The sequence below is a fragment of the Streptomyces sp. NPDC003034 genome (assembly GCF_053591375.1).
The window spans coordinates 265,562-285,663 of sequence record NZ_JBSFTS010000003.1 but is presented as its reverse complement, the minus strand read 5'-3'; the positions used below and the strand labels follow the sequence as shown (position 1 = coordinate 285,663).

The 20,102-nt window shown below is 72.7% G+C and carries 21 protein-coding genes; 7 read left to right on the top strand and 14 right to left on the bottom strand.

Features of this window, described 5'->3' with window-relative positions; genetic code table 11:
- Positions 1-73 precede the first annotated feature (73 nt).
- Positions 74-1,210, bottom strand: a complete 1,137-nt coding sequence (locus ACWDX7_RS05850) for a PLP-dependent cysteine synthase family protein (RefSeq protein ID WP_451488263.1) — start codon at positions 1,208-1,210, stop codon at positions 74-76.
- A gap of 197 nt (positions 1,211-1,407) precedes the next feature.
- Here ACWDX7_RS05850 and ACWDX7_RS05845 point away from each other — a divergent pair, with 197 nt between their 5' ends.
- Positions 1,408-1,956: an ATP-binding protein gene (locus ACWDX7_RS05845; RefSeq protein WP_451488262.1), complete on the top strand. Its 549-nt coding sequence runs from the start codon at positions 1,408-1,410 to the stop codon at positions 1,954-1,956.
- A 128-nt stretch (positions 1,957-2,084) separates the two neighbouring features.
- On the opposite strand, the gene ACWDX7_RS05840 is transcribed toward ACWDX7_RS05845, so the two are convergent.
- Together ACWDX7_RS05840 and ACWDX7_RS05835 are read right to left on the bottom strand one after the other, a co-directional pair.
- Entirely contained in the window at positions 2,085-3,353 is a 1,269-nt protein-coding gene (locus tag ACWDX7_RS05840; protein ID WP_451488261.1) for an ROK family protein, read from the bottom strand.
- 404 nt (positions 3,354-3,757) lie between these two features.
- The gene (locus ACWDX7_RS05835) at positions 3,758-4,411 is read right to left on the bottom strand and encodes an alpha-ketoglutarate-dependent dioxygenase AlkB family protein (RefSeq protein ID WP_451488260.1); all 654 of its coding nucleotides are present in this window, start codon (positions 4,409-4,411) and stop codon (positions 3,758-3,760) included.
- A 38-nt stretch (positions 4,412-4,449) separates the two neighbouring features.
- Here ACWDX7_RS05835 and ACWDX7_RS05830 point away from each other — a divergent pair, with 38 nt between their 5' ends.
- Positions 4,450-5,190 carry a maleylpyruvate isomerase family mycothiol-dependent enzyme gene (locus ACWDX7_RS05830; protein WP_451488259.1) on the top strand — a complete coding sequence of 247 codons (741 nt, stop codon included), beginning with the start codon at positions 4,450-4,452 and terminating at the stop codon, positions 5,188-5,190.
- A 95-nt stretch (positions 5,191-5,285) separates the two neighbouring features.
- Positions 5,286-5,537, top strand: a complete 252-nt coding sequence (locus ACWDX7_RS05825) for a DUF6332 family protein (protein WP_451488258.1) — start codon at positions 5,286-5,288, stop codon at positions 5,535-5,537.
- Positions 5,538-5,639: 102 nt separating this feature from the next.
- Here the strand turns inward: ACWDX7_RS05825 and ACWDX7_RS05820 are convergent, their stop codons facing one another.
- The gene (locus ACWDX7_RS05820) at positions 5,640-6,941 is read right to left on the bottom strand and encodes a geranylgeranyl reductase family protein (RefSeq protein WP_451488257.1); all 1,302 of its coding nucleotides are present in this window, start codon (positions 6,939-6,941) and stop codon (positions 5,640-5,642) included.
- 180 nt (positions 6,942-7,121) lie between these two features.
- Between ACWDX7_RS05820 and ACWDX7_RS05815 the strand changes: the two genes are divergently transcribed.
- A complete protein-coding gene (locus ACWDX7_RS05815) occupies positions 7,122-8,486 on the top strand; it encodes a M20/M25/M40 family metallo-hydrolase (protein ID WP_451488256.1) in 1,365 nt (454 codons plus the stop codon).
- A gap of 272 nt (positions 8,487-8,758) precedes the next feature.
- The gene (locus ACWDX7_RS05810; protein ID WP_451488255.1) at positions 8,759-9,457 is read left to right on the top strand and encodes an MBL fold metallo-hydrolase; all 699 of its coding nucleotides are present in this window, start codon (positions 8,759-8,761) and stop codon (positions 9,455-9,457) included.
- 34 nt (positions 9,458-9,491) lie between these two features.
- Here ACWDX7_RS05810 and ACWDX7_RS05805 read toward each other — a convergent pair whose 3' ends face one another.
- Positions 9,492-10,547, bottom strand: coding sequence for an NUDIX domain-containing protein (locus ACWDX7_RS05805; protein ID WP_451488254.1), 1,056 nt, complete (start codon positions 10,545-10,547; stop codon positions 9,492-9,494).
- 111 nt (positions 10,548-10,658) lie between these two features.
- Between ACWDX7_RS05805 and ACWDX7_RS05800 the strand changes: the two genes are divergently transcribed.
- Positions 10,659-11,708, top strand: coding sequence for a LacI family DNA-binding transcriptional regulator (locus ACWDX7_RS05800; RefSeq protein ID WP_451488253.1), 1,050 nt, complete (start codon positions 10,659-10,661; stop codon positions 11,706-11,708).
- 162 nt (positions 11,709-11,870) lie between these two features.
- On the opposite strand, the gene ACWDX7_RS05795 is transcribed toward ACWDX7_RS05800, so the two are convergent.
- The 6 genes from ACWDX7_RS05795 to ACWDX7_RS05770 all read right to left on the bottom strand — a co-directional run bounded on the left by ACWDX7_RS05795 (position 11,871) and on the right by ACWDX7_RS05770 (position 16,536).
- Entirely contained in the window at positions 11,871-13,169 is a 1,299-nt protein-coding gene (locus ACWDX7_RS05795; RefSeq protein ID WP_451488252.1) for a DUF6986 family protein, read from the bottom strand.
- 173 nt (positions 13,170-13,342) lie between these two features.
- Positions 13,343-14,317, bottom strand: coding sequence for an electron transfer flavoprotein subunit alpha/FixB family protein (locus ACWDX7_RS05790; protein ID WP_451488251.1), 975 nt, complete (start codon positions 14,315-14,317; stop codon positions 13,343-13,345).
- A gap of 92 nt (positions 14,318-14,409) precedes the next feature.
- Complete coding sequence (locus ACWDX7_RS05785; RefSeq protein WP_451488250.1) at positions 14,410-15,195, bottom strand: electron transfer flavoprotein subunit beta/FixA family protein; 786 nt, start codon at positions 15,193-15,195, stop codon at positions 14,410-14,412.
- Positions 15,196-15,396: 201 nt separating this feature from the next.
- Complete coding sequence (locus ACWDX7_RS05780; RefSeq protein ID WP_451488249.1) at positions 15,397-15,930, bottom strand: flavin reductase family protein; 534 nt, start codon at positions 15,928-15,930, stop codon at positions 15,397-15,399.
- 73 nt (positions 15,931-16,003) lie between these two features.
- On the bottom strand, positions 16,004-16,084 hold the full coding sequence (locus tag ACWDX7_RS05775; protein ID WP_451488401.1) for a putative leader peptide: 81 nt from the start codon (positions 16,082-16,084) through the stop codon (positions 16,004-16,006).
- A 122-nt stretch (positions 16,085-16,206) separates the two neighbouring features.
- Positions 16,207-16,536, bottom strand: a complete 330-nt coding sequence (locus ACWDX7_RS05770) for a TlpA family protein disulfide reductase (RefSeq protein WP_451488248.1) — start codon at positions 16,534-16,536, stop codon at positions 16,207-16,209.
- Positions 16,537-16,799: 263 nt separating this feature from the next.
- Between ACWDX7_RS05770 and ACWDX7_RS05765 the strand changes: the two genes are divergently transcribed.
- Positions 16,800-17,522: a lysophospholipid acyltransferase family protein gene (locus tag ACWDX7_RS05765; RefSeq protein ID WP_451488247.1), complete on the top strand. Its 723-nt coding sequence runs from the start codon at positions 16,800-16,802 to the stop codon at positions 17,520-17,522.
- A 79-nt stretch (positions 17,523-17,601) separates the two neighbouring features.
- On the opposite strand, the gene ACWDX7_RS05760 is transcribed toward ACWDX7_RS05765, so the two are convergent.
- From ACWDX7_RS05760 to ACWDX7_RS05750, 3 genes are read right to left on the bottom strand one after another with little or no spacing between them, the layout of a single operon-like run.
- Positions 17,602-18,204, bottom strand: a complete 603-nt coding sequence (locus ACWDX7_RS05760) for a transglutaminase-like domain-containing protein (RefSeq protein WP_451488246.1) — start codon at positions 18,202-18,204, stop codon at positions 17,602-17,604.
- 59 nt (positions 18,205-18,263) lie between these two features.
- A complete protein-coding gene (locus ACWDX7_RS05755; protein ID WP_451488245.1) occupies positions 18,264-19,325 on the bottom strand; it encodes a threonine aldolase family protein in 1,062 nt (353 codons plus the stop codon).
- Entirely contained in the window at positions 19,322-20,086 is a 765-nt protein-coding gene (locus tag ACWDX7_RS05750) for an SDR family NAD(P)-dependent oxidoreductase (RefSeq protein WP_451488244.1), read from the bottom strand. Before ACWDX7_RS05750 ends, ACWDX7_RS05755 begins: the two co-directional genes overlap by 4 nt.
- Positions 20,087-20,102: the final 16 nt, after the last annotated feature.

Below are 20,102 nucleotides of genomic sequence, written 5' to 3'. Positions count from 1 at the left end.
GAGGACCCGGCGGCGGCACAGCGCGGGCAGCGAACAGGGGCCCGGCCAGAGCCCGTACGCCGCCACGCGGCCGTCAGGCCAGCGGCTCTCGCCAGGTCCCCGTGGCCAGCAGGGTCTCGATCGTCTTCGCGTAGGGCGCGATGTCGAGCCCCTGCGCCGCCAGCCACTCGTCGGAGTAGTACTTGTCGAGGTAGCGGTCACCCGGGTCGCACAGCAAGGTGACGACGCTGCCCGTACAACCCTCCGCCACCATCTCGGAGATGATCTTCAGGGCGCTCCACAGCCCGGTTCCGGTCGAACCGCCCGCCTTGCGCCCGATGGCCTGCTCCAGCGCACGGCAGGCCGCCACGCTGGCGGCGTCCGGGACCTTCATCATCCGGTCGATGGCGCCCGGTACGAAGCTCGGCTCCATCCTGGGCCGGCCGATGCCCTCGATGCGCGATCCGCAATCGCTGGTCGCGTGCGGGTCGTTGCCCGTCCAGCCGTCGAAGAAGCAGGAGTTCTCCGGGTCCGGCACGCAGATGCGGGTGTCGCGCTGCATGTAGTGCACGTAGCGGGCGATGGTCGCGGAGGTGCCGCCGGTGCCGGCGGTCGCCACGATCCAGGCGGGATCGGGGTACCGCTCCAGGCTCAGCTGCTGGAACATCGATTCCGCGATGTTGTTGTTGCCGCGCCAGTCGGTGGCCCGCTCGGCGTAGGTGAACTGGTCCATGTAGTGGCCGCCGGTGCGCGCCGCGAGCTCCGCCGACTCCTCGTACATCTTCATCGAGTCGTCCACGAAGTGGCATTCACCTCCGTGGAACTCGATGAGGCGGCACTTCTCCGGGCTGGTCGTGCGCGGCATGACGGCGATGAACGGTACGCCGATCAGCTTGGCGAAGTACGCCTCGGAGACGGCGGTGGAACCGGAGGAGGCCTCGATGACCGGGCGGCCGGGCCGGACCCAGCCGTTGCAGAGGGCGTAGAGGAAGAGCGAGCGCGCGAGGCGGTGCTTGAGGGAGCCGGTCGGATGGGTGGACTCGTCCTTGAGGTAGAGGTCGATGCCCCAGGCCTCGGGGAGCGGGAAGCGCAGCAGGTGCGTGTCGGCGGAGCGGTTGGCGTCCGCCTGGACCTTCCGGACGGCCTCCTTCAGCCAGGCGCGGTACTCCGCGTCGCTGCGGTCGACGTCGACGGTGGTGGTTGTGGTGACCGCCGTACCAGTGGTGCTCATGCGCCCTGCTCCTTCGTACGATTTCCGCCCCCTGCTTTCGCAATGTACCTCCCTCACCTGCGCAAATGGTCGCTTTGGGTTTCCATACGGATTGCTTTTGGTCGCGCTCGGTTGCACACAGGCCGACGGTGGGTGACCCTGGTGGAGCATTACCGAGGGTGCAGCACCCGTAACACTCATGTCGGGGAGTCGCAGCCGTGATCAGTCATTCCCGCAGGCACTGCGTCGTTGAACTGCAGGCCTTGCCATCGCGGATCGGCCAGGTCCGCAGAATCGTTTCTGCACAATTGCGCCACTGGCAGCTCGATCCGCTCATCGACCGGGCCGCGCTCGGCGTGACGGAACTGCTCAGCAATGTGCACCTGCACGCGCAGCCCGACAAGACCTGCACGGTCGAGATCGAGCTGCGCCTCGGACGGCTCACCGTTTCGGTCGCCGACAGCGATCCGCGGCTCCCCGTGCTCCGGGAGGCCCCGGCGGACGTACTGGAGACCTGCGGTCGCGGACTCGCGCTCGTGGAGGCGGTCAGCGAGGCATGGGGCGCACGGCATCAGGCCGACGGCCTGGGAAAGGTGGTGTGGTTCTCGCTCCGGGCGACCCCCGCGCACGCGGCGCCGCCCCGGCCGGTACGGATCAAGACGAAGCCCGTACGAGAACCCGCGCGGGCGGTACTCGTGGCCGTCGACCCCGCCGCGGCCCCGGTCAGCCTGCCGGTGGCGGCCTCGGTCGGCGCCAGGCCCGGGTAGCGCCCGCCCGGGCCGCCCGATCCAGCGGGCCCGGTCCGCCGGACCGGAGCCGGCGGCTCGGCGGCCGCACCGGCCGGACCGGTCGGTGCGGGCCCCCGGCCGGACGGCGGCAGTCGGAAGCCCGCCCGTCAGGCCGCCGCGCCCAGCGCCCCCAGCGGGTCGTCGAGCACCGGCTGCCACGCCAGCTCCGCCGCTCCCACGAGACTGTTGTGGTCCAGGGTGCACGGCAGGATGGGCACGCCCCCGCTGCGCCCCCACAGGCTCCGGTCCGCGACCACCGCGCGCAGCCGCTCCGGGTCGGCGTGCAGCAGCTCCCGGTGCAGCCCGCCCAGGATGATCCGGTCCGGATTCAGGATGTTCACCAGGCCCGCCAGCCCCAGCCCGAGCCGGTCGATCAGCTCGGCCGCCGCGGCCCGTACCGCCGGTTGCGCGTACTCCGTGCGCAGCAGGTCGCGCGCCTGCTGGAGCAGCGACACCTCGGGGCCCGGTGTGCGGCCCGCCGCGGTCAGGAAGGCCAGCGGATCGGCCTCCACGTCCAGGCAGCCCCGGCTGCCGCAGTGACAGGCCCGCCCCTCCGGGTTCACGGTGAGGTGGCCGACCTCCAGGGCCAGCCCCGCGCTTCCGCTGTGCAGCCGGCCGTCCAGGACCAGCGCCCCGCCGACTCCGCGGTGCCCGGTGGCGACGCACAGCAGGTGCTGCGCGCTGCGCCCGGCGCCGTGCCGGTGTTCGGCCAGCGCGGCGAGGTTGACGTCGTTGCCGGTCAGGGCGGGGCCGTCGATCCCGGCCGCCTTCACCCGCTCGGCGAAGATGGCCCGTACGGGGGCACCGGCCGGCCAGGCCAGGTGCAGCGGGTTCAGCGCCGTACCCTCCGGCTCGGCGACGGCCGAGGGGACGGCGAGTCCCGCGCCGACACAGCGGCGGCCGCTCTCCGCGAGCAGGGCCGCTCCCGCCTCCACCACCGCGCCGAGCACCTGGGCGGGGTCGGCGGAGACGGTGACCTTACCGGGGGCGGTGGCCACGATCCGCCCGCCGAGGCCGACGAGGGCGGCCCGGAAGCCGTCCGGGTGCACTTGGGCCGCCAGCGCCACCGGACCGTTCTCCTCCACCGAAAGCCGGTGCGAGGGGCGGCCCTGGGTACCGCCGGCTCCGCCCGGGCGGGAGTCGACGCGGATCAGCCCGAGGGCCTCCAGCTCGGCGGCGACGGCTCCGGCGGTGGCGCGGGTGACGCCCAGCTCGGCCGTCAGGACGGCCCGGGTCGGGGCGCGGCCGGTGTGGACGAGCTCCAGGGCGGGGCCGAGCACGCCGCGGCCCCGCTCCAGTTTGGTCCGCGTGGCTGTCATGGACGCGGATGGCGTGGTCACATCCCCCACCCGCGGCGGGGCCCCGTTGCCGTTCATGACAGCGATCCTCGCATGAGCGGAGGGTGCCGGACGCCGCCCGGTCGCGCCCTGCCGCCCGGACCGCCTCGCAGGGCGTGCTCGGACGGCGCGCTCGGACGGCGCGGTTGGACGGCGCGGTCGGACGGGACAAGCGCCGCCCGGTCAGTCGGCCGGCACGCGGGGCGCCTGGAAACCTTCCACCTGCTCGGCCGTCCACGGTTGGAACGTGTGCGGCGGGCGGCCCGTCACCCGTTCGACGGAGCGCGACCGCCGCCACGGCCCCGATGTCCGCCCGCCTCAAGGACCAGCGCGCTGGGGAAGTCGTACGGCCTTGGGGTCAAGGACGGGCCCCGGTCAGTGTTTCCGTCGCGCGCCGCCGCAGCCCCCACCAGCTGGCTCCGGAGATCATCGGCCGGAGACGCCTAGCCGAGGCCGCCGACGCGGAGTGTGATGTTCAGGCGGCCGGTCAGCCCGAGCCCGGGCGGGGCGGTGCCCGGCAGGACCTTGGGCACACCGTGGTAGGCCAGGCGGCTCGGGCCGCCGAAGACGAAGAGGTCGCCGCTGCGCAGCGGGACGTCCTGGTAGGGGCGCCCTCGGGAGGCGGTGTTGCCGAAGCGGAAGACGCAGCTGTCGCCGAGGCTGAGCGAGACGACCGGCGCCGCGGACTTCTCCTCGGCGTCGCGGTGCATGCCCATGCGGGAGTCGCCGTCGTAAAAGTTGATCAGCGCGATGTCGTAGGCGACGCCGTCCGCCAGTGGTTCTCCGTACGCCGCGGCCACCGCCTCCCGCCCCAGCTCCGCGAGCCAGCCCGGCATCGGCTTGACCGGCGCTCCGTCGCCGTCCACGGCGGTGCGGGCGTACGCGTACGGATACCAGTGCAGCCCGAGGCACACCTGCCGGGCGGTCATGGTCCCGCCGCCCGGGGTGCGTACGGTGCGCAGCCCTGCCGGCGGGCGGGCCCACCGACGGCAGGCCGCGAGCAAGTCGCCCTGGCGCGCGGCCCCGAGCCAGTCCGGCACGTGCACGGCGCCGGGGGCGATCTGGGTCCGCTCACGCGGGAAGAGTTCCCGGTCCACCCCTCCATTGTGGCGGACCTGCTGGCAGACTCCGCCGTATGGAGATCACCACATACGTGAAGACCCTCGCCCGGGAGGGCGAGCTGCTCGCCGATCTGGCCGAACAGGCCGGTACGGATGTCGCGGTGCCCACCTGCCCGCAGTGGCGGGTCGGCGATCTGCTGGGCCACACGGGGGCGGTGCACCGGTGGGCGGCCGCCACGGTCGGGGGCGCGCTGCTGGAGCCGCTGCCGTTCCCGGACGCTCCGGAACTGGCCGGCGCGGAGCTGATCGCCTGGTTCCGGGAGGGACACCAGGAACTGGTGCGCACGCTGAGCGAGGCACCGGCCGACGTCCAGTGCTGGACCTTCCTGCCGACGGACCCGCCCTCACCGGTGGCGTTCTGGGCCCGGCGCCAGGCGCACGAGACCACCGTCCACCGGATGGATGCCGAGGCGGCGCTCGGCGGCGCCTTCTCGCCGGTGGAGGCGGAGTTCGCGCAGGAGGGGGTGGATGAGCTGCTGACCGGTTTCCACGCGCGGCCGCGCAGCCGGGTGCGGACCCCGCAGCCGCGGGTGCTGCGGGTGCGGGCGGCGGACACGGGCGCGGTGTGGACGGTGTACCTGTCACAGGAGCCGGCGCGTACGGTACGCGGCGACGCGGACGCGGCGGACTGCGAGGTGACGGGCGAGGCGGCGTGGTTGTACGCGGCCTTGTGGAACCGGCTCCCGCTGGCGGGGCCGGGCGTCACGGGCGATGAGGCGCTGGCCCGGCTGTGGAGCGGGACAGCCGCCATCTGAGGGGATCCGTCGGCGGACAGGCCTGCGGACCGGCAGGCCGATTGGCTGACGCACCCCCCTTTATGACGGTGTGTAAAGCCTGTAACACTGTACGCATGGGCAGACGGACACAGGTGGACCGCGACGCGATCACGATCGAGATCGGCTACGCCTTCGTCAGCGCGTGTTTCGCCGCCGGCCTCGTCTTCGCCGCCGTGTACGGGCCCGCCCTGGCCTTCTCCCTGTCCCCGGCGGCGGACCACGCTTTGGCGGTGGCGGGAGCGGTCCTGGCCTCGGTGGTCTTCCTGCTGCGGGTCACACACCTGCTGTGGCGCTTCGCCCGCCGCCCGGAGAACGACGGCCGTTAGGCCGCCGCCGACCACCCGGTCTTCCGGATCACGGTCTCGGGCTGACTCCGCCGGCGGGCCCGGGCGACGGCCCGGGGGCCGCCGCCGGGGCGTGCGGTCCGCCTACGGCTTCGCCGCCTCCGCCTTCGGCTCCTCCGGGCGGCCCGCCTGCCGCGCGTCCAGCGCCTGCAGCGCCCTGCGGGCCAGCGGATAGGTGCGCACCAGGTCGGCCAAGGTCGTCGAGCCGCGTGTGATGCGGGCGAAGGCCCGCCACGCCGGCCGGAAGCCGGTGATCACCGCGTGCAGCAGCCCCGGCTTGGCCTCGAAGAGGGTGAGCATCCGCTTGCCGACGCCCATCTCCACACCCAGACCGGCCTTGACGGCGAAGGCGTAGTTGAGCGCCTGGCGGCGGGCGTCCACCGCGTCCTGGGCCTCGGAGATCTTCACGGCCCACTCCCCCGCCAGCCGCCCGGAGCGCAGCGCGAAGGAGATGCCCTCCCGGGTCCACGGCTCCAGCAGTCCGGCCGCGTCGCCCGCCACCAGCACCCGGCCGCGCGAGAGCGGCGAATCGGGTGTGCGGCAGCGGGTCAGGTGCCCGGAGGAGAGCGCCGGTTCGAAGCCGGCGAGCCCGAGGCGGGCGATGAAGTCGTCCAGGTAGCGCTTGGTCGCGGCGCCTTCGCCCTTCGCCGAGATGACCCCGACGGTGAGCGTGTCCCCCTTGGGGAAGACCCATCCGTAACTGCCGGGCAGGGGGCCCCAGTCGATGAGGATCCGTCCCTTCCAGTCCTCCGCCACGGTCTCGGGGACGGGAATCTCCGCCTCCAGCCCCAGGTCCACCTGGTCCATCTCGACGCCGACGTGTGCGCCGATCCGGCTGGCGCTGCCGTCCGCACCGACCACCGCGCGGGCCAGGACGGTCTCGCCGTCCGCGAGGACGACGGCGACGGTGCGCCGGTCCGGCACGGCGGCGCCGTGCTGCTCGACGCGCGACACGGCCGTGCCGGTGCGTACGGTGGCGCCCGCCTTCTCGGCCGCGGCGACCAGGCCGGCGTCGAACTCCGCCCGGTTGACGAGCCCGAACAACATCTGCTTCGAGCGCCGGGTCCGGCTGAGCCTGCCGTTCATCGAGAAGGTGACCGCGTGGATGCGGTCCTTGAAGGGCAGCACGAAACCGGGCGGCAGGGCGTCACGGGAGGGGCCGATGATGCCGCCGCCGCACGTCTTGTAGCGGGGCAGCTCGGCCTTCTCCAGCAGCAGGACGCGGCGCCCCGCCGTGGCCGCCGCGTGCGCGGCCGACGCCCCTGCCGGGCCGGCGCCGACCACGACCACGTCCCAGACCTCGCCGCCCTCCCCGGCCACCTCGTCGCCCGCCCCCTGCGGTACTTGCCCTGCGCTTGCGTCGCGTACGTCGTCGTCGCTGCTCACGATGTGCTGCTGCTCCTGATCACCCGTTGCTCCGATGCCGGGGAAATCCTACGGCGAGACTCCGCCTCGTCCTGCTGTGCGAGGATCGAGACAGTCTTTCGCCGTATCCGGCATACGCGCACCACGCGGATGCGGGCGGCGTACACGTAGCACAACGTCGCACCCAAGAGGAGCGTGCCCATGTCCCAGAATCCGATCGCCGAGACCATCACCTCGCTGATGCCCCGCGCCAAGCAGGAGCTCACCGAGCTGGTGGCCTTCCAGTCGGTGGCGGACTGGGCGCAGTTCCCCAAGAGCGAGAGCGACGCCGCCGCCAACTGGGTGGCCGGCGCCCTGCGCGTCGAGGGTTTCCAGGACGTGGCGCTGCTCGACACCCCGGACGGCACGCAGTCGGTGTACGGCTTCCTGCCCGGCCCCGAGGGCGCGCCGACCGTTCTGCTCTACGCCCACTACGACGTGCAGCCGCCGCTGGACGACGCCGCCTGGATCTCCCCCGCCTTCGAGCTGACCGAGCGCGACGGCCGCTGGTACGGGCGCGGCTCGGCGGACTGCAAGGGCGGCTTCATCATGCACCTGCTGGCGCTGCGCGCGCTGAAGGCCAACGGCGGCGTGCCGGTCAGCGTGAAGGTGATCGTCGAGGGCTCCGAGGAGCAGGGCACCGGGGGTCTCCAGCGGTACGCCGAGGCGCACCCCGAGCTGCTGGCCGCCGACACCATCGTCATCGGCGACGCGGGCAACTTCCGCCTCGGGCTGCCGACGGTGACGGCCACGCTGCGCGGAATGACCCTGCTGAAGGTGAAGATCGACACGCTGGGCGGCAATCTGCACTCCGGCATGTTCGGCGGCGTGGCTCCCGACGCGCTGGCGGCGCTGATCCGCGTACTGGACTCGCTGCGTGCGGCGGACGGTTCGACGACCGTCGACGGGCTGGCCTCGGACGCGGTGTGGGAAGGGCTGCAGTACCCGGAGGCGGACTTCCGCGCCGACGCGAGGGTGCTGGAGGGCGTCGAGCTGATCGGGGAGGGCACGATCGCGGACCGGCTGTGGGCGCGCCCGGCGGTGACCGTGCTGGGCATCGACTGCCCGTCGGTGGTCGGTGCGACGCCGTCGGTGCACGCGAGCGCCGGCGCGCTGATCAGCCTGCGCGTGCCGCCCGGCGTGGACACCGCCGAGGCGATCAAGCTGCTGGAGGCGCACATGGCGGCGCACACCCCGTGGCGGGCACGGCTGGAGCTGGAGGTCGTGGGCCAGGGCCAGCCCTTCCAGGCGGACACGAGCAGCCCGGCGTACGCGTCGATGGCGGCGGCCATGCGGGTGGCGTACCCCGGTGAGGAGATGCAGGTCGCCGGCATGGGCGGATCGATTCCGCTGTGCAACACGCTGACCTCGCTGTACCCGCAGGCGGAGATGCTGCTCATCGGGCTGAGCGAGCCGCAGGCGCAGATCCACGCGGTGAACGAGAGCGTGTCGCCGGAGGAGTTGGAGCGCTTGTCGCTGGCCGAGGCCCTCTTCCTGGTCAACTACGCGGAGTCCAAGCGCGCCTGAGCCGGGTCCGGCCCGCGCCGGACGTTGGCCGAGGGTTGGCGGGGAGCTGTGCGGACGGGGGGCGGTGCACGCGCTGCCCGCCCTGTCCGCCGCCCGCCGCCCGCCGGTGTCCCGTGCCGCCCTGCCGGGCCGGTCCGCGCCAGCCCGGTCCGGTGCGCGCTGTGTGTCCGGTGTGCGCCGTGCCGGTGCCCCTGAGCCGCTGCGCCCTGGGCGTACTTCGCTGCGGGTGAAGTCGCGTGCCCGGGGCGGGGGTCCGCCCGTACGTTTCCCGTATGGATCTCATCGAGGTGATTCCGGACCGGCTGCACATGCTCCGCTGCCCCATCGGCCAGGCGTACCTGTGGCGGGATGGCGAAGCCCTCACCCTGATCGACGCCGGCAACGTCGAATCCGCTGCCGAGATCGAAGGCGCGGTGCGTTCCCTCGGGCTGCGGCCCGAGCGGCTGGAGCGGATCGTCCTGACCCACTGCCACCGCGACCACATAGGGGCGGCGGGCGAGCTCGCAGCTCGCTGGGGCGCGCAGGTGCTGGCGCACCGCCTGGACGCGCCCGTCATCCGGGGCGAGCTGCCCGTGCCCGAACCGGTGCTGCTGGACTGGGAGATCCCGCTCTACGAGCACGGCCTGACGGTGCCAGAGGCCCCGCCCACGCCGGTCAGCCGGGAGTTGGAGGACGGCGACGCGCTGGGCTTCGGTGACGGGGCGTACGTCGTCCACGCCCCTGGTCACACCGACGGCAGCATCGGCGTCCATCTACCGCGCCACGGCGTGCTGTTCACGGGTGACTGCGTCGCCGCCGTCGGCCCGCTCATGCTGGGCGTCTTCAACGTGGACCGGGCCCGCGCGATCGGTTCCTTCCGCCGCCTGGCCGAGCTGGCCCCCTCGACCGCCTGCTTCGGCCACGGTGACCCGCTGACGCGGGACACCGCGGCCGCTCTCGCCAAGGCCGTGGCCGACACCCCGCGGGCCTGAGGCGGTGGTGACGGCGCTCTTCCGGGGAGCGGGATCAACCGACCGGGGTGCCGGCCTCCAGGTAGAGGGCGCGGCCGCGTTCCCGGGCACGCAGGGCCCAGCGGAGGCGGTCGTGGCGGTGCCGCGGGAGCAGGGTGGCGGCCTCGGCCTCCGTGACGAAGCGCCAGGCCCGCAGTTCCGGGCCGGGCAGGCGGAGAGCGGCGGCCGCGGCGGCGGGGAGGCGGCCGCCGTCGAAGAGCAGGCGCAGGCCCCCGTAGCCGGGTGGCCGCGGAGCCTCCCAGTCCACGACCAGCAGTCCCGGCAGCCGGTCCAGGACGAGGCCGAGCTCTTCCGCGACCTCCCGCACGCCCGCGCGGGCGGGAGCCTCGCCGGCTTCGACGATGCCGCCGGGGAACTCCCAGTCCGGCTTGTAGGTGGGATCGACGAGCAGGACCCGGTCCTGCTCGTCGAAGAGCAGGACGCCGGCCGCCACCGTCTCGCGCGTGGGCTCCGGGGTCTGCACGATGTCGCAGGCGGCGGCGGTCTCGTCGCGCACGGCCGCGGCGATCCGCTCCGCCGTCTCGCGGACGGTGAGGGTTCCGTTGTCGATGACGTGGGCGTCGGCGGTGAGCCAGCCCAGCGCCTGCTGGTAGGCCGGAATGTGGTCGTAGGCCCACTGGCGCACCCGGAGGTCCACGTCCTGCGGCGCACCCGGTTCCTCGCGCGTCGCGATCCGATGCCGCAGGATCGTTTCCGCTGGGGCCAGCAGCACATGCCGTACCGCTATCCGCCGGGCCGCCAGCCCTCCGAAGATCTCGTCGCGGTACTCCTGCCTCAGCAGCGTCATCGGTACGACGAGCACCCCGCCCAGCTCCGCGAGCATCGCCGCCGCGGTGTCCACGACCAGGCGCCGCCAGCTCGGCAGGTCCTGGTAGTCGGAGACCTCCGCCAGCCGTTTGCCGGGAAGCAGCACGCGCAGCGCGTCACCGATGAACTCCGGGTCGAACAGGGTGCCGTCCGGGATGATTCCGGTCAGTTCGCGGGCCGTGCTGGTCTTCCCGGCGCCGAATGCGCCGTTGATCCAGACAATCACGTCTACCCCTCTCCCCATGGCTCGTCCGGAGCCCCCAGTGGCTTGCCCGCACCACCCTGCCACGAAAACCTCACTATCAGCCGAGTGCTTATCCTCAAGGTCAGAGCCTCGTCCGTCACCTCCGGAGGTATGCGCACCGTGCCCCACAGCCGCCGCCCGCCCGAGCCCCGTTACGGAAACCGGCCGACCATGAAGGACGTGGCGGCCCACGCGGGCGTGGGCCTGAAGACGGTGTCGCGGGTGGTCAACGGCGAGCCCGGGGTCACGCCCGACACGGAGAAGCGGGTGCAGAACGCCATCGACAGCCTGGGGTTCCGCCGCAACGACAGCGCCCGCGTGCTGCGCAAGGGGCGTACCGCCACCGTGGGCCTCGTCCTGGAAGACCTCGCCGACCCCTTCTACGGTCCGCTGAACCGGGCCGTCGAGGAGGTGGCCCGCGCGCACGGAGCGCTGCTCATCAACGGCTCCAGCGCCGAAGACCCCGAACGGGAGCGGGAGTTGGCCCTGGCGTTGTGCGCCCGCCGGGTGGACGGCCTGATCGTGATCCCGGCCGGCAACGACCACCGGTACCTGGAGCCGGAGATGCGGGCCGGCGTGGCCACGGTGTTCGTGGACCGCCCGGCCGGCCGGATCGACGCGGACGTGGTGCTCTCCGACAGCTTCGGCGGCGCCCGGGACGGGGTGGCGCACCTGATCGCCCACGGCCACCGCCGCATCGGCTTCATCGGCGACCACCCGCACATCCACACGGCCACGGAGCGGCTGCGCGGCTACCGGGCCGCGATGGCGGAGGCCGGACTGCCCGTGGCCGGACCCTGGGTCAGCCTCGGCTCCACGGACGCCGATCGCGTGGCGGCCGCGGCGAGGGCGATGCTGACGGGCCCGGATGCGGTGAGCGCCGTCTTCGCCGGGAACAACCGCGTGACGGTCACGGTCGTACGGGTCCTCGCCGACCGGGACCGCCGCCCGGTGGCCCTCGTCGGCTTCGACGACTTCGAGCTGGCCGACCTGCTCCGCCCCGGCGTCACGGTGGTCGCACAGGACGCCGCCGCCCTGGGCCGGGTGGCCACCGACCGGCTCTTCCAGCGCCTCGCGGGCGCCGATCTCCCGCCCGAGCGCATCGAGCTCCCCACCCGGCTCGTCCCCCGCGGCTCCGGCGAGCTCCCGCCGGCTTCCTGACCCCGGTGCGTAGATGCGCGTACGGCCCGGCCGGGAGGAGATCCCGGCCGGGCCGCATCACGAGGGTCAGGAACGGGCCCGCGCCGTCAGGAGCGGGCCGTCCCCGTCAGGAGCGGGCCGTCACCGTGAGGCCCAGGCCGTCTCCGGTCCCGGCCGTTGGGATCAGGCCTTCGCCGTCAGGGTCGCGGAGCGGCGCGGGATCGCGAAGGCGTCCAGCTCCGCGCGGCTCAGGCCGGTCAGGGCGGTGACCTCGTCGGCGCCGACCGCGCCGCAGTCCAGGCCGCGGACCAGGTAACCGGCCAGCGCCTTGGCGGTGGCGGGCTCGTCCATGACGTCGCCCTCGATCTTCGCGACGTACGCCTTCAGGCGGGCCGCGGCGGTGGCGAGGCCCTCGCGGTAGAAGGTGAAGACGGCCGCGTACCGGGTGGGCAGGTGGGCCGGGTGCATGTCCCAGCCCTGGTAGTAGGCGCGGGCCAGGGCCCGGCGGGTGAGCCCGTAGTGCAGCTTCCAGGCCTCGTGGACGTGCTCGGTGGTGCCGATGGGCAGGACGTTGGTCGAACCGTCGGACACCCGCACGCCCGTGCCGGCGGCCGCGACCTGCATGATCGCCTTCGCGTGGTCGGCGGCGGGGTGGTCGCTCGACTGGTAGGCGGCGGAGACGCCGACGCAGGCGCTGTAGTCGAAGGTGCCGTAGTGCAGGCCGGTGGCGCGGCCCTTGGCGGCCTCGATCATCCGGGCGACGGTGGCCGTGCCGTCGGAGGCGACGATCGACTGGCTGGTTTCGATCTGGATCTCGAAGCCGATCCGGCCCGGGCGCAGGCCCCGGGTGGCCTCGAAGGCCTCCAGCAGCTTCACGAAGGCGCTGACCTGCTCGGCGTAGGTGACCTTGGGCAGGGTCAGGACGAGGCCCTCGGGAAGTCCGCCGTGTTCCAGCAGGCCGGACAGGAAGATGTCGGTGGTGCGGATGCCGCGGTCGCGGACGTTGGCCTCCATGCACTTCATGCGGATGCCCATGTACGGGGCGTTCGTGCCGTTGGAGAACGCCTCCGCGACGAGGCGGGCGGCGCGGGCCGCCGCCCGGTCCTCCTCCTCGTCGGAGCGGACGCCGAAGCCGTCCTCGAAGTCGACGCGGAGGTCCTCGACCGGTTCGGTGCGCAGCTTGGCCCGGACGCGGTCGTAGACCGGGACGGCGAGTTCGTCGGAGATGCCGAGCACCTTGGCGAAGGTGGCGGCGTCCGGCGCGTGCTGGTCGAGGGCGGCGAGGGCCTGGTCGCCCCAGGAGCGGATGGTGTCCGCGGCGAAGACGTCACCGGGGACGTAGACGGTGTGGATGGGCTGGCGGGTGCCGGGGTCGCCCGGGTAGTGGCGCGCGAGTTCCGCGTCCACCGGCGCGAGGGAGGCGCTGATGCCCTCGCTGACCGCGCCTGCGAGGCTCGTCGCCACCTTCTCCTGCTGACCCATCGTGCACTCTCCTCTTTTCCGCTTCACGGAAGCATAGATCCGCATTGCAGAATTTAGTCACGGGGTTCCGCTCCGTCAATGGTCCCTCGGCCATCCCGGACAAACGACTCGGGGCCGTGCGGTGAGAATCACCACACGGCCCCGGAGGCCCGAGTTACTCGGAGACGCGCAGGTCAGCCCTTGCGGGCCTTGATCTCCTCGGTCAGCTGCGGGACGACCGCGAACAGGTCGCCGACCACGCCGTAGTCGACCAGGTCGAAGATCGGGGCCTCGGCGTCCTTGTTCACGGCCACGATGGTCTTCGAGGTCTGCATGCCCGCCCGGTGCTGGATCGCGCCCGAGATGCCCGAGGCGATGTACAGCTGCGGGGAGACGGACTTGCCGGTCTGCCCGACCTGGTTGGAGTGCGGGTACCAGCCGGCGTCGACGGCGGCGCGCGAGGCGCCGACGGCGGCACCGAGCGAATCCGCGAGCTCCTCGATGATGTGGAAGTTCTCGGCGCCGTTGACGCCGCGGCCGCCGGAGACCACGATCGCGGCCTCGGTCAGCTCGGGGCGGCCGGTCGACTCGCGCGGGGTACGACCGACGATCTTGGTGCCGGTGGCCAGGGCGCCGAAGGTGACGGCGAGCGCCTCGACGGTGCCGGCGGCCGCAGCGGCCTCGACGGGGGCCGAGTTCGGCTTCACGGTGATGACCGGGGTGCCCTTGGAGACGCGGGACTTGGTGGTGAACGAGGCGGCGAAGGCCGACTGCGTCGCGACGGGGCCCTGGTCACCCGCCTCCAGGTCGATGGCGTCGGTGATGATGCCGGAGCCGATGCGGACGGCCAGGCGGGCGGCGATCTCCTTGCCCTCCGCGGAGGACGGGACCAGCACGGCGGCGAGGGAGCCCCCGGCGGACACGGCCTCGTAGGCGGCCTGGAGCGCGTCCACCTTCGGTACGACGAGGTACTCGGTGAACTCGGGCGCGTCGGCGGTGAGGACCTTGACGGCGCCGTGCTCGGCGAGCACCGCGGCGGTGGCCTCGGCGCCGGCGCCCAGGGCGACGGCGACGGGCTCGCCGATGCGACGGGCCAGCGTCAGCAGCTCAAGGGTGGGCTTGCGGACGGCGCCGTCCACGTGGTCGACGTAGACGAGAACTTCAGCCATGGGACTGCTCTCCTGCTATTGCGAAGTGTCTGGGGGCGTTTGACGGAGTGGCCCAAGCTCTCGGCTGAGCTTGCGGCCGGCCAGGCTGCTCGTTAGATGAACTTCTGCTCCGCGAGGAAGGCGGCCAGCTGCTTGCCGCCCTCGCCCTCGTCCTTGACGATCGTGCCGGCGGTGCGGGCCGGGCGCTGCGCCGCGGAGTCGACCGCGGTCCAGGAGCCTTCCAGGCCGACCTCGTCGGCCTCGATCTCCAGCTCTTCCAGGTCCCAGGACTGAACCGGCTTCTTCTTGGCGGCCATGATGCCCTTGAAGGACGGGTAGCGGGCCTCGCCCGACTGGTCCGTCACCGAGACCAGGGCGGGGAGGGAGGCCTCCAGCTGCTCGCTCGCCGTGTCGCCGTCGCGGCGGCCGGTCACGGTGCCGTCCTCGACCTTGACCTCGGAGAGCAGGGTGACCTGCGGGACGCCCAGGCGCTCGGCCAGGATCGCCGGCAGCACGCCCATGGTGCCGTCGGTCGACGCCATACCGGTGATGACCAGGTCGTAGCCGGCCTTCTCGATCGCCTTGGCGAGCACCAGCGAGGTGCCCATGACGTCGGAACCGTGCAGGTCGTCGTCCTCGACGTGGATGGCCTTGTCGGCGCCCATCGACAGCGCCTTGCGCAGCGCGTCCTTGGCGTCCTCGGGGCCCACCGTCAGGACGGTGATCTCGGCATCGTCGGCCTCTTCGGCGATCTGCAGCGCCTGCTCGACGGCGTACTCGTCGAGCTCGGACAGCAGACCGTCGACGTCGTCACGGTTGACGGTCAAGTCCTCGGTGAACTGCCGGTCGCCGGTGGCGTCGGGCACGTACTTCACACAGACAACGATCCTCAGGCTCACGCCGGCTCTCCTACCGCATCGTCATTTCTGGTACCGCCTTATGCAGGCAGCATAGGCGCCTGGTCGGGCGGATCCCGGTCGGGGCGGCCCGCGCTCCGAGGGGAATGTTACTCGTCAGTACACCGTGGGTCTTCCCCGGCCGCAAGCCCGGTGAACTGTGATCTGGCCAACGCCGCCCGAACCCGTCCGAGCAGGGACGATTCAGTCGCGCAACGCGTTGAAGCGCCCCTGGTGGTACAGGAGCGGACGCCCCGCCCCGGCGGGATCCCCGGCGACCACCTCTGCAATGATCACCCGGTGGGCGGCGGCGGGCACCCGCGCCACGACGCGGCACACCAGCCACGCCAGTACGCCGTCCAGCAGGGGCACGCCCTGCGGCCCCGCCGTCCAGCCCGTGTCCGGGCCGAAGCGGTCCGCTCCGCTGCGGGCGAACAGACCCGCCAGCTGCTGCTGGTGCTCGCCCAGTATGTGGACGCCCAGGTGCTCGCTCTCGCGTATCGCGGGCCAGCTGGAGGAGCCGGTGCCGACGCTGAAGGACAGCAGCGGAGGGTCGGCGGAGACGGAGTTGAGCGAGGTCGCGGTGAAGCCCACGGGCCGCCCGCCGGCGTCCCGCGCGGTGATCACCGCCACTCCGGCCGCGTGCCGGCGGAACACCGAGCGCAGCAGGTCGGGGGAGCCGGGCGAGCCGGGCCGGCCGGGGGCGGTGCGGGGGGACGGAGCCGTCGGGGCCGTCATGAGGGGCTTCCTTCTGCCGCGCGGACACGCGGACGCGGTCGGGATCGGGATCGGGGATCGGGGGCCGGGGCGATCAGTGATCCTGACAGCGCGCGCTCGCGTACCGGACGAGATCCACATGGAGCCGTCCGTAGAGCAGGAGTTCGTAGCGCATCCCGCCAGCCTGGCGATGTGCCGTGGAGGCAGTCAAGCGGGATCCGCGGGATGTCGGGCGCGTCACGCCGCGTAGGAGCGCGGGCAGCGCCGCGTACGGGCCCCGGGAGGACGCGGCGCGCGTCACAGGGCGGCTCCCAAGGCGGCGATGACGTCCGCCTTGCGCGGCATCCCGGCCGCCCGCCGGACAATGCGTCCCGCGGAGTCCAGGACGAGGACCGTCGGGGTCTTCTCGATGCCGAGGGTCCGCACCAGAGCGAGACTGCGCTCGGCGTCGATCTCGACGTGCGCTACCCCCTCCACCATCGCCGCGACCTCGGCGAGGATCCGCCGCGTGGCCCGGCAGGGCTGGCAGAAGGCGCTGGAGAACTGGACCAGAGTGGCCCGCTCCCCCGGCGCGGCGCCCAGTTCCGCGGCGCCCAGCCGCACCGGCCCGTCTTCCTGCCCCAGCACCTGATGACTCCCGTCAACCTTCGTCGTCTGCGCACATCATCCCCGCACGCCCCGCTCCGCCGCTCATCGCCCGGCGGTACGCCTGATCACAGCGCCCACCCGGTGCGAAGTGTTCCGGGCGTGATGAGAATCTCCCCGGGTACAGGCCTGTGGACTGGTCACGGGCGCGCGTATGGGGCACGATCCCCATGGTCGCGTACCTACGCTTCCGTAACTTCCCGCCGGGAGTACCTCCCCAGGCAGAAAGCGGGGTCTCCCCCACCATGGCTGAGCTCGTCTACCCTCCGGTCATCGGCGCCGCGCACGGGCTGTTCCGCGCGCTGGACATCCGTATCGACATGCAGGGCACCGAGAACATTCCGCGCACGGGCGGGGCGGTCCTGGTGTCGAACCACATCGGCTACCTCGACTTCATCTTCGCCGGCCTGGCGGTAAGGCCGCAGAAGCGCCTCGTCCGCTTCATGGCGAAGGAGTCGGTCTTCCGGCACCGGATCTCCGGGCCGCTCATGCGCGCGATGAAGCACATCCCGGTGGACCGCGCCCAGGGTGAGGCCGCCTATCAGCACGCGCTCGACGCGCTGCGCTCGGGCGAGATCATCGGAGTGTTCCCGGAAGCCACGATCTCGCAGTCCTTCACCCTCAAGACCTTCAAGTCGGGTGCGGCGCGTATGGCGCAGGAGGCCGGGGTCCCGCTGATCCCGGTGGCGCTGTGGGGCACCCAGCGGCTGTGGACCAAGGGCCGCCCGAAGAACCTCAAGCGCAGCCACATCCCGGTGACGATCCAGGTCGGCGAGCCGATGGACGCCCCGGCGGACCAGTACGCCGGGGCCATCACGCGCCGTCTGCGCGAGCGCGTCCAGGAGCTGCTGGACGCAGCGCAGCGCACCTACCCGGCCAAGCCGAAGGACACCGAGGACTCCTGGTGGCTGCCGGCCCACCTGGGCGGCACCGCACCGACGGCGGCCGAGGTCCGCGAGGCGGGCTGAGCCCGCCCGGCCGTGCGGGCCCCGCCTTCACCGGAATGCGGGGCCCGCGTTCATCCGGCCGGGCGATGGCGGGCAGCGGTCAGAGAGCCGTCGGCAGAGCGCGCCACAGCTGCGACCGGTCGGCGGACTCCCGCAGGGCGCGCAGCGTGGCCGGGTGCGGGGCGGCGTGGAGCACGGGGTAGTCGATCTCGCCGAGCTCCGGTCGTACGGGGAAGGCCAGTTGCTCACCGTCGAGGCGGAACTGCGCGTCCACGCCGGGCTTGTTGCCGCGCGGGTCCTGGCGGGACCAGCGCGCACGGCCGGGCAGGCGCAGGGCGATCAGGCCGTGGACGACCGGGTTGGATCCGTCGTCGTCCGTCAGCCGCTGGTAGCACAGGGCCGCGGGGATGCCCCGGGCGCGCAGCAGGGCGGCGAGGGCGTGGGACTTGGCGTAGCAGATGCCGTTACGGGTGGCCAGCACGTCCGAGGCGCGCCAGGCGACGCGCATGTCGCCGGAGTCGGCCGAGTGCGGGACGGTGTCGCGGACGAAGCGGAAGGCCGCCTCGGCGTAGGCGCGCGCGTCGCCGCCCGTGGCGGTCCAGAGGGCCTCGGCGGTTTCCCGTACGCGCGGGTGGCCGTGATCGACGGCTTCGTCGGCCGCCAGGTACGCGGCGAGGTCGGGCTGCTCCTGGATCAGTTCCATGATCCAGGAGCATACCTATGCAGACTACTGTATGGCTATCGAAAGAGTGGAGCGGCTGCCTACCGGGCCATCTCTTCCTTCAGGGCCTGGAGGAAGCCGTCCACGTCCTCCTCCTGGGTGTCGAAGCCGCACATCCAGCGCACGTGGCCGGCGGCTTCGTCCCAGAAGTAGAAGCGGTAGCGCTGCTGCAGCCGCCGCGACACCTCGTGCGGCAGGCGCGCGAAGACGGCGTTGGCCTGCACCGGGTAGAGGATCTCCACCCCGTCCGTCTCGCGCACCCCCGCGGCCAGCCGCTGCGCCATCGCATTGGCGTGCCTGGCGTTGCGCAGCCACAGGTCCTTGGCGAGCAGCGCCTCCAGCTGCACGGACACGAACCGCATCTTGGACGGCAGCTGCATCGACATCTTGCGGACGTGCTTCATCATCCGGGCGGCGTCCGGGTTGAGCACCACCACGGCCTCGCCGAACATCATGCCGTTCTTGGTGCCGCCGTACGACAGCACGTCCACGCCGGCCGTGTTGGTGAAGGCGCGCATGGGCACGTTGAGCGAGGCCGCTGCGTTGGCTATGCGGGCACCGTCCAGGTGGACCTTCATGCCCTTGCTGTGGGCGTGCTCGCAGATCGCCCGGACCTCGTCCGGGGTGTACACCGTGCCGAGCTCGGTGTTCTGGGTGATCGAGACGACCTGCGGCATCGCGCGGTGCTCGTCCTCCCACCCCCAGGCCTGCCGGTCGATGAGCTCGGGGGTGAGCTTGCCGTCCGGCGTGGGAACGGTGAGCAGCTTGAGGCCGGCCATCCGCTCGGGCGCGCCGCCCTCGTCCACGTTGATGTGCGCCGACTCGGCGCAGATCACAGCGCCCCAGCGGTCGGTCAGGGCCTGCAGGGCCGTGACATTGGCGCCGGTGCCGTTGAAGACCGGGTAGGCCTGCGCGTACGGACCGAAGTGACTGCGGATGACCTTCTGCAGGTGCTCGGTGTACTCGTCCTCGCCGTAGGCGACCTGGTGGCCGCCGTTGGCCAGTGCGACGGCCTCCAGGACCTCCGGATGCACCCCGGCGTAGTTGTCGCTCGCGAAACCGCGCACCGCCGGGTCGTGGTGGCGGCGGGCATCGGTCCTCACGGTTGGGGAGTGAGCCACAGACGCTGTCCGTTCACATCGGATGCGGGCCGCTCCCAGACGCCGGCGATGGCCTCGGCCAGCTCCTTGACGTCGGTGAAGCCCGCGAACTTCGCCTGGGGACGCTCCGCGCGCATCGCGTCGTGCACCAAGGCCTTGATGACCAGGATCGCAGCCGCTGCCCCCGGGCCGTCCTCACCCCCCGCCTTGCGGAAGGAGTCGGCCAGGGCCAGGGTCCAGGCCTCGGCGGCCGCCTTGCCCGCGTTGTACGCGGCGTTGTTGGCCACCGGCTTGTGCGCGCCGGACTGGCTCACCAGGACGTAGCGGCCGCGGTCACTGCGCAGCAGGCCGTCGTGGAAGGCGAGCGAGGTGTGCTGGACCGTGCGGATCAGGAGCTTCTCCAGGAAGTCCCAGTCCGCGAGGTCGGTGTCGGTGAAGGAGGTGCTGCCGCGCCAGCCGCCCACGAGGTGGACGAGCCCGTCGATGCGGCCGAACTCCTTCTCGGTCCGGTCGGCCCATGCCTTGGTGGCGTCGAGGTCGAGCAGGTCGACGGTGTCACCGGTGACGGTGGCGCCGCCGTGGGCGTAGCGCGCCGCGTCCACCGCCTCCGCGAGCCGCGCCGGGTCGGCGTCCGACGCTATGACGACGGCGCCCTCCTCGGCGAGGCGGAGCAGCGTGGCCCGGCCGGCGGGCCCGCCGGCCCCGGCCACCGCGACCACCGCACCCTGGAGCTTCCCGTTGCTGCCGTTCCCGGAGCCGTTCATCTGTGCAGCCTCCTGT